The following is a 17,032-nucleotide window of genomic DNA, read 5'->3' as shown; positions in this document are numbered from 1 at the left end:
TGCTCACGAAATAACACCGAGGTGCGAGCCGTCTGGACGCCTGGCGTGGCCGCCTCAGAACTTGGCCGGGAGTACGACGACCAGGATCTGGTAGCCGAGTCCGTCCGGGACCGAGGTGTCCGGCAGTGAGATGCTCTCGATGACGGTCCCGCCGAGCCGTTGGACGATCTGCTCCATCTTCGGCAGCGTGAACGCGTTCGTGGCGATCGTGAGGCGCGCGCCGGACGCCGCGATCCGGCGTATCTCGCTCTCTCCGTGAGGCGTGATGGGCGCGGACCGCAGTGCGATGTCCGTGACCGTGTCGCGTGGAATGGTGTCGGTCAGCGGGCGAGGTGGTCCGCCGACGACTCCGGGGTCGGTGACGAAATCCTCGAAGCCCTGGTACCGGGTCTCCCCTTCGCCGCCGATGTTCACCTTCCGCCCGAGGCCCGGGTTGATCGGCGTGGCGATGTGGTCGACCAGGCGCCCGCCGGCGTCCCTCGGGCACGTGCCGTGGTCGTGGGGGGATCCTTCATGGGTCAAGGAGACGAATATGCTGCCCACGGCGGGCGGCGGTCTGTTCTCGAACGCCACGAGCTCATTGTCCAGCGCGGCGATCGTCTTCTTACCGACGATGTCGTCCGGCGTCGTCTGGCCGAGGCCCAGGATGTTGCGCGGTGGTCCTTTGAAGGCCCGTACGGTCCGCGCCGTCGTCTGGCCGTAGAGCGACCCTTCGATCTCGTCAGGAGCGATCACGCCGGCGCCCAACGTGACGAGCGCGGCCTGGATCTTGGAGACGTGGTCGCCCCTGGCGCCGGGTGTGACGTGGTCGGGGTCGGACACCAGGCACTTCTGCAGCGCCGCGTCGTCGCGGAAGAGTTTCGACGTAAGAGGCATTGACCCCTCCTTGCCGCAGGCCCCGCCGCGCGGCACATGCGTCCCCCAGGGTGGCCGACCGCAATGCAGCAGAGATGCGGTCGGATGCGATCAGCGAAGCATGGGCAAAGACCTCCCGCCAGAGGCACGGCCGGGTATGGACACTGGCCGCCGTCCCACAATGTTCTTCAAGTGAGCCCGCGCCACCTCCGCCGCAGACCGCGCGGGGTGGATCTCCACCGTCAGGTCAGGAGCCCATTTTCCGAAGGGATGAGCGACCATGCCCGGCCGCCCCCGCCCCCGCTCGACACTCCAGCTCACCGGGTATCCCACGGAAAAGCCCGGCCCGCGGTAGGTGCCGAGCAGAGGGCCGCCCTCGTCGTGGCTCACGGCCACGCAGACAGCGAGCAGGATCAGCGCCTTCCTCCATCGGTGCCGCGTCATGACCGTCTCCTCACCAATGGGTCTGGCGTGCCACGATCTGTCCATGGGTGCCCAGGGCGGCCACCTCGCGTACCTGCCCGCTTTCGATCCAGGTCCCGAACCAGCGCGCGCCCTCCGGCCCGGTCGGACGGCCGAGCGGCAGGTCGACGGTCCTGCCGCCCGCGAGCGCCAGGCGCACTCGCGCCACGTCCACACCGACGGCGCCCTCGACGAACCGGCCGTCATCCCCGCTCATGCCAGCGAAGACCGCACCTCGGCGCGGCACCTTCACACTGAAACTCCCGCCGCCGATCGGGCCGCGCCTGGAATCCAGGCCATGCTCGGTCACGATGTACTCCCCGAGCCGACCGAGCGGCTTGGCGAAGACCGCCCACATCGCCTGCGCGTTCCGGCCCGAGGCGACCAGCCGCTCGCCCGGTCCGCCCAGCCGCTGCGGCGGGTAGGCGGGAATCGAGGCGCGGAGCCTGTCCAGGCCACCGCCCCGGACCGGGCGCAGGCCCGCGATCACGGCGTCCACGGCGGAATCCGGCATTCCCCGCGCGGTGACAGCGACGATGAGGCCCGCCTCCCTCCACACGCGTGTCAGCGTCGGGACGTGCCCCACCGGGAACACCACCGATCCGGCCATGCCGACGCTGCCCCGGATCCGCACCGGCCGGCCAAAGGTCATGATGCGGGCGAGCGCCTCCACCCGGATGTCGCCGCGCATGGTTCGCACCACCAGCTCAGTGCCCGGCCCGGAGCTCCAACGCTGGGTGGTTCCAGCCCCGAACCTGACCTCGCCATCGCTGAGGGCCATCGGACCGTCCGCGAACGGCCGCAACCCCTCAGGCCGTCCGGACCGGGCGATCCGCAGGTGTTCCTTGTCCACTGCGTCCGCCGCCGAGCGCAACTCGTGCTCGGTGAGGCCCTTGCCGATCACGCCGTAGTACGGCGGGTCCTCGCCCTCCTCGGCCGTGCCGTTCCAGCCGATCCAGGTGAAGTCCCCCTGCCGGCCCAAGCGTCCCTTCCCGAAGCGACTGATCCGCACCGCGTGCGCGCCTTCCGGCAGGTCACCGTTGCGGTCGTCCTGGCGGGTCAGCGCCAGGACCCGTCCGGTCAGCGGATCAGCGCGGCCCGGCTCGCTGTAGACGACCAGGCGGTCGTCGGTCGGCGGCGTCGGCCGCAACGACTCCAGGAACAACCCGGGCGGCCTGTCCGGCGCCAGCAGGAACGGCGCCGCCTCGGCCGACACCGACGGCACCGGCGTCGCATCGCGCGGAGCATCGCCGCACCCGGCCGCCGCGATGGCGAGCAGGACGGCGACGAAGATCCAGGCGGTCTCGCGTCGCCATCGCCAGAGCATGGTCGGCATGCTGACACAGATCGGACCTACGCCAAATCCCCACTTAGCGCGCGCACCGTGTCAGCTCGTCCAGGTGGCGCGCGACGATCAGTTTCGCCCGGTCGGGCGTGAGGGCGTCGGGCCGCATGGCGATGTGCACCGCGAGGCCGTCGAGCAGCCCGTGAAGGCGGTCGGTCTCGAGCTCCACGTCCAGACCCGTCACCTCTCCGGCCAGCCCCTCGACCAGCCGGCGGCACCCGCCCCGCAGGACGTCGTAGCCCTGGTCATGGACGGCCCGCAGCTCGGGGTCCACCTGCGCGCGCGCCGTGAAGGCCAGCCACACCTCGTTCTCGGCGGCGCGTTCCGGATCCAGCGGCAGCAGTTCCAGCAGGACGCGCTCGGCGCGGCGGCGCGGATCGGGTTCCGGCGGCAGCGCCGCGATCCGCGCCTCGATCCGTTCGATGACCGCACGCAGGGTGAAGGACAGCAGTTCCGACTGGGACGCGAAGTAGTGCCGCAGCGACCCCATCGACAGGCCGGCCTCCTGCGCCACGTTGCGGACCGAGGCCGCCGACAGCCCCTCGCGGCGGACGACCCGCCACACCGCCTCCACCACATCGGCCCTGCGCCGTTCGGGATCCACCTTCGCCATCTCCCCTTTCTAGCACAGCCGTGCTACTTTGTGATTAGCACGACTGTGCTACTCGAAGGAGGAAGAGCATGGCTCGTCTCCCCGCGGGCTCGCGCCCCGTCCGCATCACGCTCGCCGTCACCGCCGCCATCACCGCGTCGGCCGGCGCCGCCCTCACCACCGGGGGCGTGCTCCAGGCGAACTCCGGCGGCCGCTTCGGCACCGCCGAGCACCGCTTCACCACACCGACCGCAGCCCTGAAGACCGACGAGATCGATGTCGGCTCGGACACGGCCCGTCCGGCGGATCCCGATCCCGACGTGGGCGAACTGGCGCAGGTCAGGATCGTGGTGCGGCCCGCCGACCCGCGCACCCGGCTGTTCGTCGGCATCGGACCGAAGCAGGAGGTCGAGGCGTACCTGCGCACCGTCGCGCACGACGAGTTCGCGTCCGCGGACCTCTCTCCGTTCCGGGCGACCTTCACCCGGCACCCGGGCGCCGCCCGCGCGGCATCCGCACCCGCGCGCCAGCCGTTCTGGGTAGCGGCGTCCTCAGGACCAGGCGTCCGGACGCTGAACTGGAACAAGACACACGGAACCTGGTCCGTCGCGGTGATGCGCCTGGACGGCTCCCCCGGCATCGACGTCCGCGCCTCCGTCGGCCTCCGCTTCGGCTTCCTCCTTCCGTCCGGCCTGTCCCTCCTCGCCGCAGGAGCACTGATGCTCCTCTACATCCCGCTCTCCCGCCGCACGCCGCACCGGCCGTCCGGCAAGCCGACCGCGAACGCCCCTGCCACCCCCGCCCGCCCGAGGCATGACGCCCACAACGACCTGTGAGGCGGGGGTGCAGGGGCGCGAATCCGATCAGTCGACCAGGGCGCCGGCGGAGATGTTCACCTGCGTCGAGGTCATCGTGGCGGCGTGGTCGGACACCAGGAAGGCGGCGATGCGGCTCACGTCCGCCAGGGTGGTGGCGCGCTTGAGGAGGGTGGCGTCGACCATCTGCTGCTTGACCGGGGCCATCTCCGGGCCGTCCGGCATGGACTCGGCGACGCCCCCGGTCTTCATCGACAGGACGCGGACCGAGTGCGGCCCGAGCTCGCACGCCCACTGCCGCCGCATCGCCTCGACCATCTCGCAGCCGACCTGGACGTTGCCGAGACCGGGTGAGCGGTTCCCGCTGTCGGAGCCGCCGAAGTGCAGGATCACGCCCGAGCCCTGCTTGACCATGTGGCGGGCGGCGGCCTGGGTGGTCAGCATGAGGGTGCGGGCGATCTTCTCCAGGGACCGGGCGAAGGCGTCGGCCGGCAGCTCCATCAGGGGACCGAACAGCGTCTCGTGGGAGATGACGTTGACCGAGATGTCGACGCTGCCGGCGGTCTCAACGACGGAGTCGACCCAGCCGTTGACGGCGTCGCCGTCCAGGGCGTCGACGCGGGCCGTCTCGGCAAGGCCGCCGGCGGCCCGGATGTCGTCGGCGACCGCGTCGAGCGTCGCCGGGGTGCGGCCGGCGAGGAAGACACGCGCGCCCTCGGCGGCGAAGCCGCGCGCCATGGCGCCGCCGATCGATCCGCCGCCGCCGTAGATGACCGCGGTCTTGTTCTCCAGAAGCATGGCCGTTCTCCGTCCGTCCGAGGTGTTCCGTGGTGATGGCGTCGACCGTAGGAGCGCGGCCGGACGGCCCGCATCGGTCACCGGACGGGAATTGAACGGCGCAGGCCAGAAGGCGGATGAGCGCTCGGAACGCGGTCTCGCGCAAAAAAAGCCGTACGGGTGCGGAGGAGCGGCTAAGTCATGTGTCCGATACCAGGCGGGCCAGTTCCAGGCGGCGGGTGACGCCGATCTTCGGATACGCCTTGTAGAGGTGGTGCCCGACCGTGCGGGGGCTCAGGTAGAGCTGCGCGCCGATCTCCCGGTTGCTGAGCCCGGCGGCGGCGAGCCGCACGACCTGCAGTTCCTGCGGGGTGAGCCGCTTCAGCGGGTCGGCGTCCTCGGCTCTGGCCGCCGGGCGGTCGCCGAGGACCTCCAGCTCGGCGCGGGCCCGTTCGGCCCAGGCGGCGGCGCCGAGCCGGGCGAAGGCGTTCCGGGCGGCGGTCAGCTCGGTGCGCGCCTCGGTGCGGCGGCGCCGGCGGCGCAGCCATTCGCCGTAGAGCAGCCTGGTCCGCGCGGCATCGTAGGCCCGGTCCCCGTGCAGGCCGAGTGCGGAGCGGTAGTGCCCGTCCGCCTCGTCGCCCCCGGCCAGGAGGGCGCGGCACCGGGCGATCAGGGCCGTGCAGGACGTGGCCGCGGCCCATGCCTCGAACGCGGGCAGATGGGCGCGGGCCAGGTCCGGGCACCCGGCCCGCACCGCGGCCTCCGCGTGGTCGGGGACGGCGCGGATCAGCACGTCGTACCGGGCCGGGCCGGAGCACACCGCGTCCAGCCGCTCCAGGGCCTCGCCGGCGTGCCCTTCGGCGAGATCGAGCAGGCCGAGGCCCCAGGACGCCAGCGCCGCGTTGGTCGGATGCACGTCCGCATGACCGAGGACGTCCGGCGCCAGGGCACGGCTGCGCTCCGGATCCGACTCCAACCGGACCGCGATGCACTTCAACGCGGTGACCTGCATGTCCATGCCGATGTCGGCGGCCAGCGACATGCCCTCGGCCGTCGCCGCGTCCGCCCCGTGCAGGTCGCCGAGCAGCACCCGCCCGATCGCGAGCGCCTCGGAGATGTACGGCAGCCAGCCGAGCGCGCCCTCGGCCCTGGCCTCGGCGGCCATGCGCTCCAGCAGCTCCGTCGCGGCCCGGTCGTCCGCTACGAGCAGGCCCATGAAACCGCCGATGAGGCGTTCGACGACGTCCTCGATCTCGCCAGCCCGGGCGGCCTCGAACAGCGCCCGCATCGGCCGGACGGCGTCGGGCGCGTCGTCCACGAGCCGCCGCCCGTAGGCGATCAGGGCGCCCGCCATCGGCGCCTTCGCCGAATCAGCGGGCGGCCTCACCTTCGTCAACAGCTCGACGCTCCGCCGGACGAGACCGTGCGCGCCCGCGTCCCGCGCGGACCAGACCGCCTCCGTCAGCATGGACACCGCCTGGTCGGGATCGCTCTCCACGATCAGCGCCGCGCCCTGCAGCGCGAGCTCCGCGTCGGCGGCGGGGGAGGTGCGCTCGTAGGCGACCTGGGCGCGGATGAACGTCGCCTCGGCGACGACCCCGTCGTCCTCGGTGAGGTGCTCGGCCTCGGCGGCCAGCCGGGTGGCCTGGTCGGGGCGGCCCGCGTCGTAGGAGGCCCGCGCCGCGTGCACGAGCCGGCGGGCCTTGCCCTCCGGCTCGGTGCTGAGCCGCGCGGCGCGCTCGTAGGCGGCGGCGACCGCGGCCGTTCCGCCGCGCCGCCCGGCGCGGTGCGCGACCCGCTCCAGCTCGGCGGCGACCTCCTCGTCCGGGCCGGTGGCGGCCGCCGCTCGGTGCCAGGCGCGCCGGTCGGCGTGCTCGTCGCCGGTAAGGACCCGGGCCAAGGCGTCATGGACGGCGGTCCGCCGGTGGTGCGCGGCCTCCTGGTAGGTGACGGCGCGGATGAGCGGATGCCGGAACCGCACCTCCTCCCCGTCGAGGACGACCAGCCCGGCCTCCTCGGCGGGTTCGAGGTCGGCGGGGACGAGCCCCAGCGCGTCCCCGGCGCGCAGGACGACGCCCAGGTCGGCGGTGCCGTCGGCGGCGACCACCAGGAGCAGCCGGCGGGTGGCGTCCGGCAGCTCGGCCAGCCGCCGCCGGAAGCTCTCCTGGACCTTGCCGCCGACCGGCAGCGGCCCGGCGTGCCGGGCGGGCCGCGACTTGAGGGCGTGCGCCAGCTCGATGAGGGCGAGCGGGTTGCCGGCCGCCTCGTCCAGCAGCCGCTCCCGAACCGGGACGGTCAGCTCCGGCGCGTGCGCCGCCACGAGCTCGCGCGCGGCGGCCCGGTCCAGGCCGGCCAGCCGGACGACGTCGAGCCCGCGGTCGGGGAACGGACGGACGCCGTCCCGCACGGTGAAGACCATGGAGATCGGGTCGGCGCCGAGCCGGCGGGCGGCGAAGAGCAGCGCGTCCAGCGAGGCGTTGTCGAACCACTGCGCGTCGTCCACCAGGCAGAGCAGCGGGCGGTCGGCGGCCAGCTCGGACAGCAGGGTGAGGGTGGCGGCGCCGATCAGGAAGCGGTCGCCGGCCGGCCCGGAGCCGAGTCCGAACGCCGACCGCAGCGCCGCCGCCTGCTGCGCCGGCAGCACGTCGAACCGGTCGGTGAAGGGGTGCAGCATCAGGTGCAGCCCGCCGAAGGCCAGCTCGCTCTCCGACTCGACGCCGGCCCCGCGGATGAGCCGCATGTCCCCGGCGTCGGCCGCGAGCTGCTCCAGCAGGGAGGTCTTGCCGATCCCCGCCTCGCCCTGGATCACCACCGTGCCGCTGCGCCCGGAACGCGCGGCCCGGAGCAGCCCGGCAAGGTGGTCCCTCTCACGATCCCGCCCCATGAGCACGCGAGAACAGTACAACCCGGGCACGCCGCCGAGGCGGAGAGCGCTCATCGCCAAGTCCGGGGCGGCTGCCCGGCCGGCGTGCCGAGTGCCGAGCGGGAGGGACACCTCAAAAGTTAGAACGCGTTCTTGTTTATGGCCGCGGTGTCGAGCAGGCTACGTCGCATGGATCTGAACGCCCTGGAGGACATCCGTCAGGTGAAGTACCGCTACCTGCGCTGCCTCGACCTGAAGGACTGGAACGGGTTCGCCGACACCCTCACCGAGGACGCCGTAGGCGCCTACGGGACCCGCGCGGTCGGCGGGCCGCTGCGCCTGGAAGGCCGCGATGCCATCGTCGACTACATGCGCACCAACCTCGGCCCCGAGATCACCACGGTGCACTTCGCGGGCCAACCCGAGATCCGGATCGACGGCGACACCGCCGAGGGCACCTGGTGTCTGGAGGACACCGTCATCGCCAAGGCGTTCCGGGTGCTGATCCGCGGATCCGCCTTCTACGAGGAGACGTATCGGCGCTGCGCGGACGGCGGATGGCGCATCAGCGGCATCGGCTATGAACGGACCTACGAATACTCGGTATCCCTCGATGATGTGCCCAGCTTCAGGCTCCTGGCGGACCGCTGGGCGGCCCCGCCCCCACAGCCGGAGCCCTGACCAGCGCCGCCTACATCACGAGCAGCGAGGCGGCGGCGCGGGCGGCCAAGGGCATCGCGTGAGTCAGGCCTTGGCGCGCTGCTCCTTGAGGCGGAGTTCCTCCTTGCGGACTTCGGCCTGCACGGCTTGCTCGCGTTCCAACCACTCGGGCCTTTCGGCCTTGAGGTTCTCGATCTCGGCCGTGGTGAGGGGGCCCGTGATGCCGGCGCGGGCCAGACCCGAGACGGAGACGCGGAGCCTGGCGGCGACGACCTGGCGGGGGTGGGGACCCTCGCGACGCAGGTTCGCCAGCCAGGAGGGCGGGTCGGCTTGGAGCGCGTTCAATTCGTCCCGGGAGACGGGACCTTCCTGGAACTCGGCGGGTGCTGCCGACAGCAGGATCCCCAGCTTCTTGGCCGCTGTCGCGGGCTTCATGGTCTGCGGGGTCTTTGCTTTGGACGTGCCCATGCCCTCAAGCGTAGCCAGCGGGAGGGCATCGTCTGGACGCGACTAGGGTGGCGGGGTGACCGATGGTGAGTTCCGGCTGGCCTATGTGCCAGGGGTGACGCCCGGGAAGTGGGCCGGGGTGTGGGCCGAGCGGGTCCGGGAGGTGCCGCTTCGCCTGCTGCAGATGCCGGCGACCGAGGTCGTCCCCCTGCTGCGGAGCGGTGAGGTGGACGCGGCGTTCGTACGCCTGCCCGTCGACCGCGAGGCCCTCCATGTGATCCCGCTGTACCTGGAGACGACCGTGGTCGTGGTGCCCAAGGATCACGCGGTGGCCGCAGTGGAGGAGGTGAAGCTCGCCGACCTCGCCGACGAGGACGTGTTCGAGCCGCTCGACGACGTCCTGACCTGGGACGTCCGTCCCGGGCAACCTGCCTTCACCCGTCCTGAGAGCACCGCCGGCGCGATCGAGCTGGTGGCGTCGGGAGTCGGCGTCCTGCTGCTCCCGCAGTCCCTGGCCCGCCTCCATCACCGCAAGGACCTCACCTACCGGACCGTGACCGACGCTCCTCAGTCCCAGATCGGCCTGGCCTGGCTCGCGGCCGAGACGACCGACCTGATGGAGGAACTGATCGGCATCGTCCGCGGCCGCACCCCCAACAGCTCCCGTGGCCGCAATCCCCAACAGCAGCAGCCCACCCGTAAGAAGCCACCGCAACAACGCTCCCCCGCCAAGCACCGCCACCAGAAGCGCCGCCGGAGGTGAGAGCCTCGCTCACCGCCCCCGGCCAGCCCACACCCAGAAGGCGTGGCCCGGGAGCCGCCTGACGGGTCGGTGGAGACCGTTGACCGAAAACGAGAACACGTTACAGTTTCTGCCATGACCGCAGTCACTTGGGACGCACCGGAGGCCGACCACCCCGCGCGCCGGGCGGTACGCGCTGCGATGAGCGCGGCCGTGGAAGGACGCAAGCAGGACTGGCTCGCGCTGTTCGGCCCGGACGCCGTCATCGAGGACCCCGTCGGCCCCTCGATGCTCGATCCCGAGGGCAAGGGGCACCGGGGGCCGGACGGGATCGAGCGGTTCTGGGACGAGAACATCGCCCGGGTGCGGAAGTTCCACTTCCGGGTCAGCGACTCGTTCGCCAACGGTCCCGCCTGCGCCAACGTCGTCACCATCACCGCGACGCTGGACGGCGGGACCACCATGACGATCGACTGCCTGACCGTCTACACGGTCGATGACGACGGCCTGATCACCTCGTTCCGCGCCCACTGGGAACCGGATCGCGTGATGGCCACCCTCACCTCGCCGTAGGGCGGCGGGAGCCGGCATCGCGCCGTCCGCGCTCCCCCGACACCGCAGTGGCCAGCGCGTCGGGCCGTCGTGCGGCGGACGGGAGGCTCGCCGTAGCGTCCTGCGCCGACGATCCGGACGCGCCCGGCGAACAGCGACCGGGCTGGGGCGGCCAGTCCCTGATCTCGCCAGCCGGCTTGATGAACACGAACAGCTCCCCGGCGGCACCGCCGGCGCGCGCACTCCCCGAGGCCGCGCTCGTTGCCGGAGGCCTGCGCCGCGTCGATGTTGCCGTGCCCGATCTGGCTGCCCGCTCGGAGCGGAGCGAACAGTCGCGATCCGGTGAAGTGTTCGGGCAGCTTCCGCGCCGACCGCGGTCGTGTTGTCCTCTCTGCCCCCTGTCGCCGCTTCTGATGATCGAGCTCCGATCGGCTTCATCGCGAGCGGCCACCGAGAGGCGGCGACAACGCTGCCGGTGATGCGGATGCTCGTCTCCTGCAGCGAGCGTCGGTGGGAACTCATGCCTCCTGAACAGGGGCGTCACTGGGTCCGCCGTCCCCTTCGGGTCTTAGGAGGACGAGGTCGGCCGGTCTTATGGTTGGTCGATGGTCGAGTTCGCGCGGGTTCAGTTGTTCACCTGGTCGGTTCCCGCCGCGATGCGGGCGGTACGGGCCGCCGTGGTGCTTCCCGCGTTGTTCGCTTTGACCTTTGAGGGTTTCGGCAACGTGCAGATGGCCACGTTCGCGGCGTTCGGCGGTTTCGCGACGCTGGTGATGGCCTCGTTCGGGGGGCGGCGGCTGGACAAGGTCATCGCGCACCTCTACTTGGCGGTCGCGGGGAGCGTGCTGCTGACGATCGGCACGGCTGTGCACTCGGTGACCTGGTTGGCGGCGCTGGTGACCATGCCTGTGGCTTTCGGGGTGCTGTTCGCCGGGGTGATCGCGCCCAACCTGGCCGCCGGCGCCACCGCCGCGCTGCTGGCGTACGTCCTGCCCGCCGCCTCCCCCGGCACCCTGGCGATGGTGCCGGACCGGCTCGCCGGCTGGTGGCTGGCCTCAGTGGTCGGCACGCTGGCGGTCCTGCTCGTCTCCCCGCGACCAGCGGCGGACGCGCTGCAGGACGCCGCGTCCAAGTGCGCCCGGGCACTCGGCGACCTCGTCGGCGCCGGGTTGCGCGCCGAGGCCGTCCCCGACCACCGGGAAGCGTCGATCCGGGCCAAACACCGGCTGATCGACCAGTTCACGTCCACCCCCTATCGGCCGACCAGCCTCACGAACGCCGACCAAGCGCTCGCGGGCGTCGTCGGCATGCTCGAGTGGAGCACCGCCCTCCTGTGCGACAGCCTCAGCGAGTACGGCCACTTCCGTGACGTGCCAGAGGTCGAGCGTGAACTCTTCGCCGCGACGGGCGCCGTCCTACGGGACGTGGCGGGACTGCTAGACGGTGCGGACACCAGGCCCGATCTCGACCGGCTCGACCAGGCGCTCCAAGCGAGCGTGACAACGCTGCGGCACATGAGCATCGACACCGGGTACGCCGCCGCGGTCGACCTTTCGTTCCACGCGCGGACGCTCGGCCTCGCCGTCCGCGCAGCGGCCATCGACACGATGGTCGCGGTGCGCCGGGCCGATCCGGCGACCATCGCCGAATGGCAGGAACGCGTGTACGGCATCCCCGAACGTGCCGCAGGGGCCGAGCGGCGGCTCGGCGTGCTCGCCGCGATCAGCGGCGTCGCCCTGCACCACGCCAGCCTGCGGTCGGTCTGGCTCCTCAACAGCATCCGCGGCGCCGCCGGACTCGCCGCGGCGATCGCCGTCGCCGACGTCAGCGGTGTCCAGCACGGCTTCTGGGTCGTCCTCGGCACCCTGTCGGTGCTGCGCACCAGCGCGGCCTCGACCGGGGCCACCGCCTGGCGGGCCCTGCTGGGGACGGTGGTCGGGTTCGCCCTCGGCGCCGCCCTGATCATGGCGATCGGCACCGGCTCGGCGGCGCTGTGGGCCGCGTTGCCGCTCGCCGTGCTCGTCGCCGGATACGCGCCCGGAACCGCCCCGTTCGCGGTGGGCCAAGCCGCCTTCACCATCGTCGTGTCGGTCCTGTACAACCTGCTCGCCCCGGTCGGCTGGCAGGTCGGGGTGCTGCGAATCGAGGACGTGGCCATCGGATGCGCGGTCAGCCTCGCCGTCGGGCTGGTCTTCTGGCCGCGCGGCGCCGGCCAGGTGGTCCGCGCCGATCTCGCCGATGCCTTCCGGCAGAGCGCCGCCTACCTCAGGCAGGCGATCGACTGGGCGCTCGGCACGAGACCCCAGCCGCCCCAGGCCACTCAGGCCGTCGCCGCAAAGATCCGCCTCGACGACGCGCTACGGGGCTATCTCGCCGAGCAGGGCACCAAGCGGATGCCACGCGAAGAGCTATGGCGGCTTGTCGCGGGCACCACCCGGCTCCGTCTCACTGCCCGATCGCTGAACGGACTACCGAGCCCGGACGCCGAACCCGATCCGGTCAGCCACGCCCTCCGCGACCAAGCCGCACGCCTGAACGACTGGTACGACCAACTCGCCGCCAGCCTGACCGACCGCGACCAACCCCCGCCCAGGGAACTCGATCCACCGGAACTGACGGCGATCGCCGCGACCGCGTCCGACCCCGTCGTGGCCTGCACCCTGTGGGTGGAGCAACACATACAGCACATCAGACCCCACCTCGGCGAACTCACCACCGCCGCAGATCACCTTGCCCAGCAACGCAACCTGCCCTGGTGGCAGTAACCGCCCACCGCTCCCCGAGCGCCCCCTGACACGGGACCGCTCACCGAAAGCCACCATTGACGGCGAGCCGCGCACGATCCGCTCCGGCAGAGGCACGCTTGCCGACAGCAGCACGAGGACAGGGACTCCGACGTCGCCGATGCAGTGCACAAAATCGCGCACACCGCCCCAATAGTGAGTTGGCGCGCTGACCGGACCTTGAATCAATGCCAGCTCAACGGTTCCGTGACGGATCGACACGCGGCGGCGTCGGACAGCACGAGAATGGGACCTCAGTCGAACACGTCAAGCTCCTAGCGCCACTGAAAGGCACTGCTCTGACACGGTGGCTCCGGACTTCTAATCTGGAGGTTCGCAATCGGGGCGGCTGCTGTGGATTTTGTCGAAGGCGGTGAGGGCGGTGTTGTCGTCGAGGGTGTTCAGGTAACGCTCGGTGGTGGAGATCGAGCCGTGGGCAAGGTGTTCCTTCACGGCCCTGAAGTCGGCACCTTCGGACAGGAGCCAGGACGCGTGAGCGTACCGGAGGTCGTGAATGCGGAGCATCGGGTTCAGGTCGGCCTCCTTGAGGACGGGCTTCCAGATCCGATTGCGGAACCAGTTGGCGGGGACGTGATCGTCGGTTTAGTTTCGGCGAGGTTCGCGGGGCTGTCCTTGCCATCGGCTCGGTGACGAGCGCGGTATTCGACGAAGGCTCGCCTGCAGTGGTCGCAGCGGCAATTGGCGCCGTTGTAGGCGCTCAGCGTCCCATGCCGGTATCGACCCCCTCGGCGTTCTTTTCGGCCCAGCCGAGCTCGGGGTCGAGCGAGGCGGGTCGCTCCTCGTTCGCCGCGTCCGGCTGGTGGACGAACAGGCGCCCGTCGGTGCCGAGTTCCTCTTCGAGGATGTGGTCTTCTTTTAGGGCACGCGGGCGCTGGTTCAACCCGCCGTCGCGACAGCGTTTACGCAGGCCAGGAGGCTTCGGAGGGTATCCAGGAGCCCCGCTTCTCGCTCTGCACGTGGTTCGGGAGCCGCTGGTGAGCAAACGCTCCCGACGCATGGGAAAACCTTGCGTCACGTTCGTCAACAGAAATCGTGCTTCACACTGCAGGAACGCGAAGGAAACGGCGGTGAAGGCCCGCCGGACATGCGGCCCGTTCGGGCCGGTTCCAGCGAGCCTCCACCGTTTCGACTCATTGTGATGGGTTCGGCGTGGCCGCCGAGATCTGCGTGTTGCGTCAGCAGTGGTGCGGCTTGGCGCCGAGGAGCTTGATGTAGTAGGCGGACACGTAGCCGACCCCGTCCCAGTTGGCATTGTGGGTCGGGTCCAGCCGGTACCAGGTGCTGTTACCGAAGACGCCTTGTCCCTTGACGTAGCACTTGAGCGCGAGGATGTCGCCCTTGTTGTAGTAGCCCTCGCGGAGCGACTTGGTGGTGGGCTTGCTCCGGATCGCCAGGTGCGGCGAGGCGGTGACCCTGCCCTTCACGTAAGCGGGTCCCCCGTTGGCCGGTGTGACAGTCTCGGCGTGCGCGGCGGACAGCACAGCGCCGCCGACGAGAACCGCGCTCGCTGTGGCCGCCACCGTCACCAAACGCTTCATCGTGATCCCCCTTGTCCTTTGGCGGTGGCCCCCCTGGCCGTCCGCCACTTAGTAGGATCAACGGACGGGCACAAAAGTTCGGTCAGTTTCGGAATCGGTCGAGGGGAATGCCAGATCCCGAGCACACAGGGATGCTCCCGGGAACTGGGTGTTCCGGATGTGACGACCTGGACGGCAAGACCGCCCCGCTCAGCACAGCACCCCCTCGTCGGACAAATCCCCCTCGAATAGCGCTCAACACTCGATAACGACCAGGTCGGATGGAGTGGCTGAAGGCGGCTTGGGTCGCGGCGCGGTGGACAGGCTCGCGGGACGCCGCCGCCGTGCCCCGCGCCGGGAGTGGCCCGGCGGGATGCTGCGCACCAGGGGCTCCAGTCCGAGTTACGTGCGTGATGGCCGCAGCCCCATAGCCGCGCCTGGGTCCACTCGGCGAACCGGCAGCGCACCGTCTCCAGGACGCACCGAAGTTCGGCGGTGGCTGCCGCCAGGTGCAACCGATGGTCGCCACGAACACGATCGCGGACATTAGTGATCAGCGGCCTGATGCAGTCCGGAGAAGCGGCCGTGGCCTGTGCAAAGGCCGCGCCGCCACGCCGTCCGGTTCAGGTCGCCTGTGGAGCGGGGTGGCGCAGGCCGTCGAAGAGGAGGGCGGTGATCTGTCGAGCCTCCTCCAGCCAGCCCTTTGTGGCACGCATTCCGCAGATGCCGCCCAAAGCGCGCAGCAGCGTCGAGCCGGAGACGTCGTTGCGAACGGTGCCGGCCGCGCTGCCCGCGTCGAGCAGTTGGGTGAGGGCGTCCGCCATCCGGGTGCGCGCGTCGTCGAAGACCGGAGAGTCCGTCGCCATGATGCTCTCCAGAGCAAGGGACATTCCTTTACCCACGGCCGCGTGGTCCACGAGCAGCAGCAGGAAGCGCCGCAGGGCCTCGTCCGGGGCGTACTGGTCCAGCAGGTCGGAAGGCGCGGAGCACAGGTCATCGACCTCCGCGCGGTAGACCTCCTCGATGAGGGCCTCACGGGTCTCGAAGTGGCGGTAGAGCGTTCCGACGGCGACGCCGGCGCTGCGGGCGATGTCCTCCACGTGCGCGTCGGTGTCGCCACCGAGGAACGCCTCCCGGGCCGCGGACAGGAGCGCCTCGCGGTTGCGTCGCGCGTCGGCGCGCAGCGGACGTGATGACGGCAACAGACCTCCATAAGGTGAGTCCGGTTCCGGTTACGTATATGGTTTCCGGAGTCGGGTTCATCTTATTGAGGAGAAGCGCATGCCGATCACGGACGAGCGGTTGGACGGTCTGCGGGTGCTGGTCACCGGCGGCAGCCGCGGCCTGGGCGAGGCGACCGTCCGCCGCTTCGCCGCCGCAGGCGCGACCGTGCTGACGGCCTCCCGCAGCAGGCCCAAGGACGACACTCCCGCCACGTTCATTCCAGCGGACCTCTCGACACAGGAAGGCGTAGCGCAACTCGGGCGCCGGGTCATCGACCGCCTGGGCGGAGTGGACGTCCTCGTGAACAACGCGGGCGCGGCCAGCGCCCCGGCGCCGACCCTGAGCCGGTCGGACGAGTCCTGGCGGGCGGACCTGGAGATGAACCTGCTCAGCGCCGTGCGCCTCGACCGGGCCCTGGTTCCGGGGATGGTCGAGCGGCGCTCCGGTGTCGTCGTGCACGTCTCCTCGATCGCCAGCCGGTTGCCGCAGCGCACGGAGGCGTCCTACGCCGCCGCCAAGGCGGCGCTCAACACCTACAGCCGCGAGCTGGCGACCGAGGTCGGCGAGCACGGGGTGCGCGTGGTGTGCGTCCTTCCTGGCTTCGTCGTCACCGACGGTGCCACCGCCCATCTCCAGCACATGGCCGACCAGCAGGGCGTCACCTCCGAGGAGGTCACGCGGCAGATCGTGGATCACCTCAAGGTCCCCATGGGCCGCCCGGGAGACCCCGAGGACGTCGCCGAGATGATCGCCTTCCTCGCCTCAGGCCGCGCCAAATGGCTCACCGGAGCGCAGTTCCGCGTCGACGGCGGCATCATCCCGACCGTCTGAGCACCGATCGGCACGAAGAACAGGACCCACATGCCCATCACTCTGAGTTCCGTGATCATCGACGCCGCCGACGTCGCGGCGGAGAGCGCCTTCTGGCACCGGCTGCTCGGCGGATCGATCACCCGGACGCCGACCCACCACTTCATCCAGGCGCCCGGCCTCCCGGTTCTCGTCGTCCAGTCGGCCCCCGGACACATGGCCCCGAACTGGCCGGACGACGCCTCCCAGCAGATGCACCTCGATTTCGGCGTCGACGACCTCGCGGCCGCCGACCGCACGGCCACCGGGGCCGGCGCCACCCGCCTGCGGCCCACTGACGACGTCACCCCGGAAACCCGCACCGGCAGCCGGGTCTACGCCAGCCCCGCCGGACACCCCTTCTGCCTGCGATCGTCCTGAGACCGCCGCCGCCCGCAGCGCCGCACGCCCCGGCAAGGCCGGCCTACTCGGCTGCCTTCGACGTTCGTTAGCGGAGCCCGACGTCGCGCGCGATCCCTGATGTCGGCGTCGCTGATGTTCCGGGTGCTCTCGTGGCTCGACTGGGCT

17 protein-coding genes are annotated in these 17,032 nt (G+C 71.1%); 7 read left to right on the top strand and 10 right to left on the bottom strand.

Annotated elements, in window-relative coordinates; translation table 11 throughout:
* Positions 1 to 54: 54 nt before the first annotated feature.
* The 3 genes from ABZ914_RS08665 to ABZ914_RS08655 form a co-directional block, all read right to left on the bottom strand.
* Positions 55 to 876 carry a hypothetical protein gene (locus ABZ914_RS08665; protein WP_500192424.1) on the bottom strand — a complete coding sequence of 274 codons (822 nt, stop codon included), beginning with the start codon at positions 874 to 876 and terminating at the stop codon, positions 55 to 57.
* A gap of 433 nt (positions 877 to 1,309) precedes the next feature.
* The gene (locus ABZ914_RS08660) at positions 1,310 to 2,644 is read right to left on the bottom strand and encodes a hypothetical protein (protein WP_500192423.1); all 1,335 of its coding nucleotides are present in this window, start codon (positions 2,642 to 2,644) and stop codon (positions 1,310 to 1,312) included.
* A gap of 43 nt (positions 2,645 to 2,687) precedes the next feature.
* Positions 2,688 to 3,275, bottom strand: a complete 588-nt coding sequence (locus ABZ914_RS08655; RefSeq protein ID WP_500192422.1) for a TetR/AcrR family transcriptional regulator — start codon at positions 3,273 to 3,275, stop codon at positions 2,688 to 2,690.
* A gap of 68 nt (positions 3,276 to 3,343) precedes the next feature.
* Between ABZ914_RS08655 and ABZ914_RS08650 the strand changes: the two genes are divergently transcribed.
* On the top strand, positions 3,344 to 4,090 hold the full coding sequence (locus ABZ914_RS08650) for a hypothetical protein (RefSeq protein ID WP_500192421.1): 747 nt from the start codon (positions 3,344 to 3,346) through the stop codon (positions 4,088 to 4,090).
* A gap of 27 nt (positions 4,091 to 4,117) precedes the next feature.
* Here the strand turns inward: ABZ914_RS08650 and ABZ914_RS08645 are convergent, their stop codons facing one another.
* Both ABZ914_RS08645 and ABZ914_RS08640 read right to left on the bottom strand, forming a co-directional pair.
* Positions 4,118 to 4,867 (bottom strand): SDR family NAD(P)-dependent oxidoreductase, encoded by a 750-nt coding sequence (locus tag ABZ914_RS08645; RefSeq protein WP_190852042.1) that lies wholly within the window; start codon positions 4,865 to 4,867, stop codon positions 4,118 to 4,120.
* Positions 4,868 to 5,045: 178 nt separating this feature from the next.
* Positions 5,046 to 7,730, bottom strand: a complete 2,685-nt coding sequence (locus ABZ914_RS08640; RefSeq protein WP_500192420.1) for an ATP-binding protein — start codon at positions 7,728 to 7,730, stop codon at positions 5,046 to 5,048.
* Positions 7,731 to 7,898: 168 nt separating this feature from the next.
* Here ABZ914_RS08640 and ABZ914_RS08635 point away from each other — a divergent pair, with 168 nt between their 5' ends.
* Positions 7,899 to 8,390, top strand: a complete 492-nt coding sequence (locus ABZ914_RS08635; protein WP_500192419.1) for a nuclear transport factor 2 family protein — start codon at positions 7,899 to 7,901, stop codon at positions 8,388 to 8,390.
* A gap of 63 nt (positions 8,391 to 8,453) precedes the next feature.
* On the opposite strand, the gene ABZ914_RS08630 is transcribed toward ABZ914_RS08635, so the two are convergent.
* Complete coding sequence (locus ABZ914_RS08630; protein ID WP_500192418.1) at positions 8,454 to 8,837, bottom strand: DUF5997 family protein; 384 nt, start codon at positions 8,835 to 8,837, stop codon at positions 8,454 to 8,456.
* Between the two features lie 55 nt (positions 8,838 to 8,892).
* Here ABZ914_RS08630 and ABZ914_RS08625 point away from each other — a divergent pair, with 55 nt between their 5' ends.
* The 3 genes from ABZ914_RS08625 (at position 8,893) to ABZ914_RS08615 (ending at position 12,875) form a co-directional block, all read left to right on the top strand.
* Positions 8,893 to 9,579 (top strand): LysR family substrate-binding domain-containing protein, encoded by a 687-nt coding sequence (locus ABZ914_RS08625; RefSeq protein WP_500192417.1) that lies wholly within the window; start codon positions 8,893 to 8,895, stop codon positions 9,577 to 9,579.
* A 114-nt stretch (positions 9,580 to 9,693) separates the two neighbouring features.
* On the top strand, positions 9,694 to 10,131 hold the full coding sequence (locus ABZ914_RS08620) for a nuclear transport factor 2 family protein (RefSeq protein WP_500192416.1): 438 nt from the start codon (positions 9,694 to 9,696) through the stop codon (positions 10,129 to 10,131).
* A gap of 584 nt (positions 10,132 to 10,715) precedes the next feature.
* Positions 10,716 to 12,875: an FUSC family protein gene (locus ABZ914_RS08615; protein ID WP_500192415.1), complete on the top strand. Its 2,160-nt coding sequence runs from the start codon at positions 10,716 to 10,718 to the stop codon at positions 12,873 to 12,875.
* Between the two features lie 339 nt (positions 12,876 to 13,214).
* Here ABZ914_RS08615 and ABZ914_RS08610 read toward each other — a convergent pair whose 3' ends face one another.
* The 4 genes from ABZ914_RS08610 to ABZ914_RS08595 all read right to left on the bottom strand — a co-directional run bounded on the left by ABZ914_RS08610 (position 13,215) and on the right by ABZ914_RS08595 (position 15,633).
* The gene (locus tag ABZ914_RS08610) at positions 13,215 to 13,457 is read right to left on the bottom strand and encodes a tyrosine-type recombinase/integrase (RefSeq protein ID WP_500192432.1); all 243 of its coding nucleotides are present in this window, start codon (positions 13,455 to 13,457) and stop codon (positions 13,215 to 13,217) included.
* A gap of 154 nt (positions 13,458 to 13,611) precedes the next feature.
* Positions 13,612 to 13,794 carry a hypothetical protein gene (locus ABZ914_RS08605; protein ID WP_500192414.1) on the bottom strand — a complete coding sequence of 61 codons (183 nt, stop codon included), beginning with the start codon at positions 13,792 to 13,794 and terminating at the stop codon, positions 13,612 to 13,614.
* Positions 13,795 to 14,089: 295 nt separating this feature from the next.
* Positions 14,090 to 14,452, bottom strand: coding sequence for an SH3 domain-containing protein (locus ABZ914_RS08600; RefSeq protein ID WP_190852028.1), 363 nt, complete (start codon positions 14,450 to 14,452; stop codon positions 14,090 to 14,092).
* Between the two features lie 602 nt (positions 14,453 to 15,054).
* Positions 15,055 to 15,633 (bottom strand): TetR/AcrR family transcriptional regulator, encoded by a 579-nt coding sequence (locus ABZ914_RS08595; protein WP_500192413.1) that lies wholly within the window; start codon positions 15,631 to 15,633, stop codon positions 15,055 to 15,057.
* Positions 15,634 to 15,712: 79 nt separating this feature from the next.
* Here ABZ914_RS08595 and ABZ914_RS08590 point away from each other — a divergent pair, with 79 nt between their 5' ends.
* Positions 15,713 to 16,486: an SDR family oxidoreductase gene (locus ABZ914_RS08590; RefSeq protein ID WP_500192412.1), complete on the top strand. Its 774-nt coding sequence runs from the start codon at positions 15,713 to 15,715 to the stop codon at positions 16,484 to 16,486.
* 30 nt (positions 16,487 to 16,516) lie between these two features.
* Positions 16,517 to 16,885, top strand: coding sequence for a VOC family protein (locus ABZ914_RS08585; RefSeq protein ID WP_500192411.1), 369 nt, complete (start codon positions 16,517 to 16,519; stop codon positions 16,883 to 16,885).
* The last annotated feature ends 147 nt before the right edge of the window (positions 16,886 to 17,032 follow it).

Source organism: Spirillospora sp. NPDC046719, assembly GCF_040645715.1.
GTDB lineage: Bacteria > Actinomycetota > Actinomycetes > Streptosporangiales > Streptosporangiaceae > Spirillospora.
The sequence above is the reverse complement of the archived record's forward strand: the minus strand, read 5'-3'. Positions and strand labels throughout refer to the sequence as shown.

What these genes read in the sequence shown, in the direction of transcription:
- ABZ914_RS08655 (WP_500192422.1), bottom strand. Translation starts at nt 3,275, where the DNA reads ATGGCGAAGGTGGATCCCGAACGGCGCAGGGCCGATGTGGTGGAGGCG.
- ABZ914_RS08615 (WP_500192415.1), top strand. Translation starts at nt 10,716, where the DNA reads ATGGTCGAGTTCGCGCGGGTTCAGTTGTTCACCTGGTCGGTTCCCGCC.
- ABZ914_RS08635 (WP_500192419.1), top strand. Translation starts at nt 7,899, where the DNA reads ATGGATCTGAACGCCCTGGAGGACATCCGTCAGGTGAAGTACCGCTAC.
- ABZ914_RS08585 (WP_500192411.1), top strand. Translation starts at nt 16,517, where the DNA reads ATGCCCATCACTCTGAGTTCCGTGATCATCGACGCCGCCGACGTCGCG.
- ABZ914_RS08650 (WP_500192421.1), top strand. Translation starts at nt 3,344, where the DNA reads ATGGCTCGTCTCCCCGCGGGCTCGCGCCCCGTCCGCATCACGCTCGCC.
- ABZ914_RS08600 (WP_190852028.1), bottom strand. Translation starts at nt 14,452, where the DNA reads ATGAAGCGTTTGGTGACGGTGGCGGCCACAGCGAGCGCGGTTCTCGTC.
- ABZ914_RS08590 (WP_500192412.1), top strand. Translation starts at nt 15,713, where the DNA reads ATGCCGATCACGGACGAGCGGTTGGACGGTCTGCGGGTGCTGGTCACC.
- ABZ914_RS08660 (WP_500192423.1), bottom strand. Translation starts at nt 2,644, where the DNA reads ATGCTCTGGCGATGGCGACGCGAGACCGCCTGGATCTTCGTCGCCGTC.
- ABZ914_RS08640 (WP_500192420.1), bottom strand. Translation starts at nt 7,730, where the DNA reads ATGGGGCGGGATCGTGAGAGGGACCACCTTGCCGGGCTGCTCCGGGCC.
- ABZ914_RS08620 (WP_500192416.1), top strand. Translation starts at nt 9,694, where the DNA reads ATGACCGCAGTCACTTGGGACGCACCGGAGGCCGACCACCCCGCGCGC.
- ABZ914_RS08630 (WP_500192418.1), bottom strand. Translation starts at nt 8,837, where the DNA reads ATGGGCACGTCCAAAGCAAAGACCCCGCAGACCATGAAGCCCGCGACA.
- ABZ914_RS08665 (WP_500192424.1), bottom strand. Translation starts at nt 876, where the DNA reads ATGCCTCTTACGTCGAAACTCTTCCGCGACGACGCGGCGCTGCAGAAG.
- ABZ914_RS08645 (WP_190852042.1), bottom strand. Translation starts at nt 4,867, where the DNA reads ATGCTTCTGGAGAACAAGACCGCGGTCATCTACGGCGGCGGCGGATCG.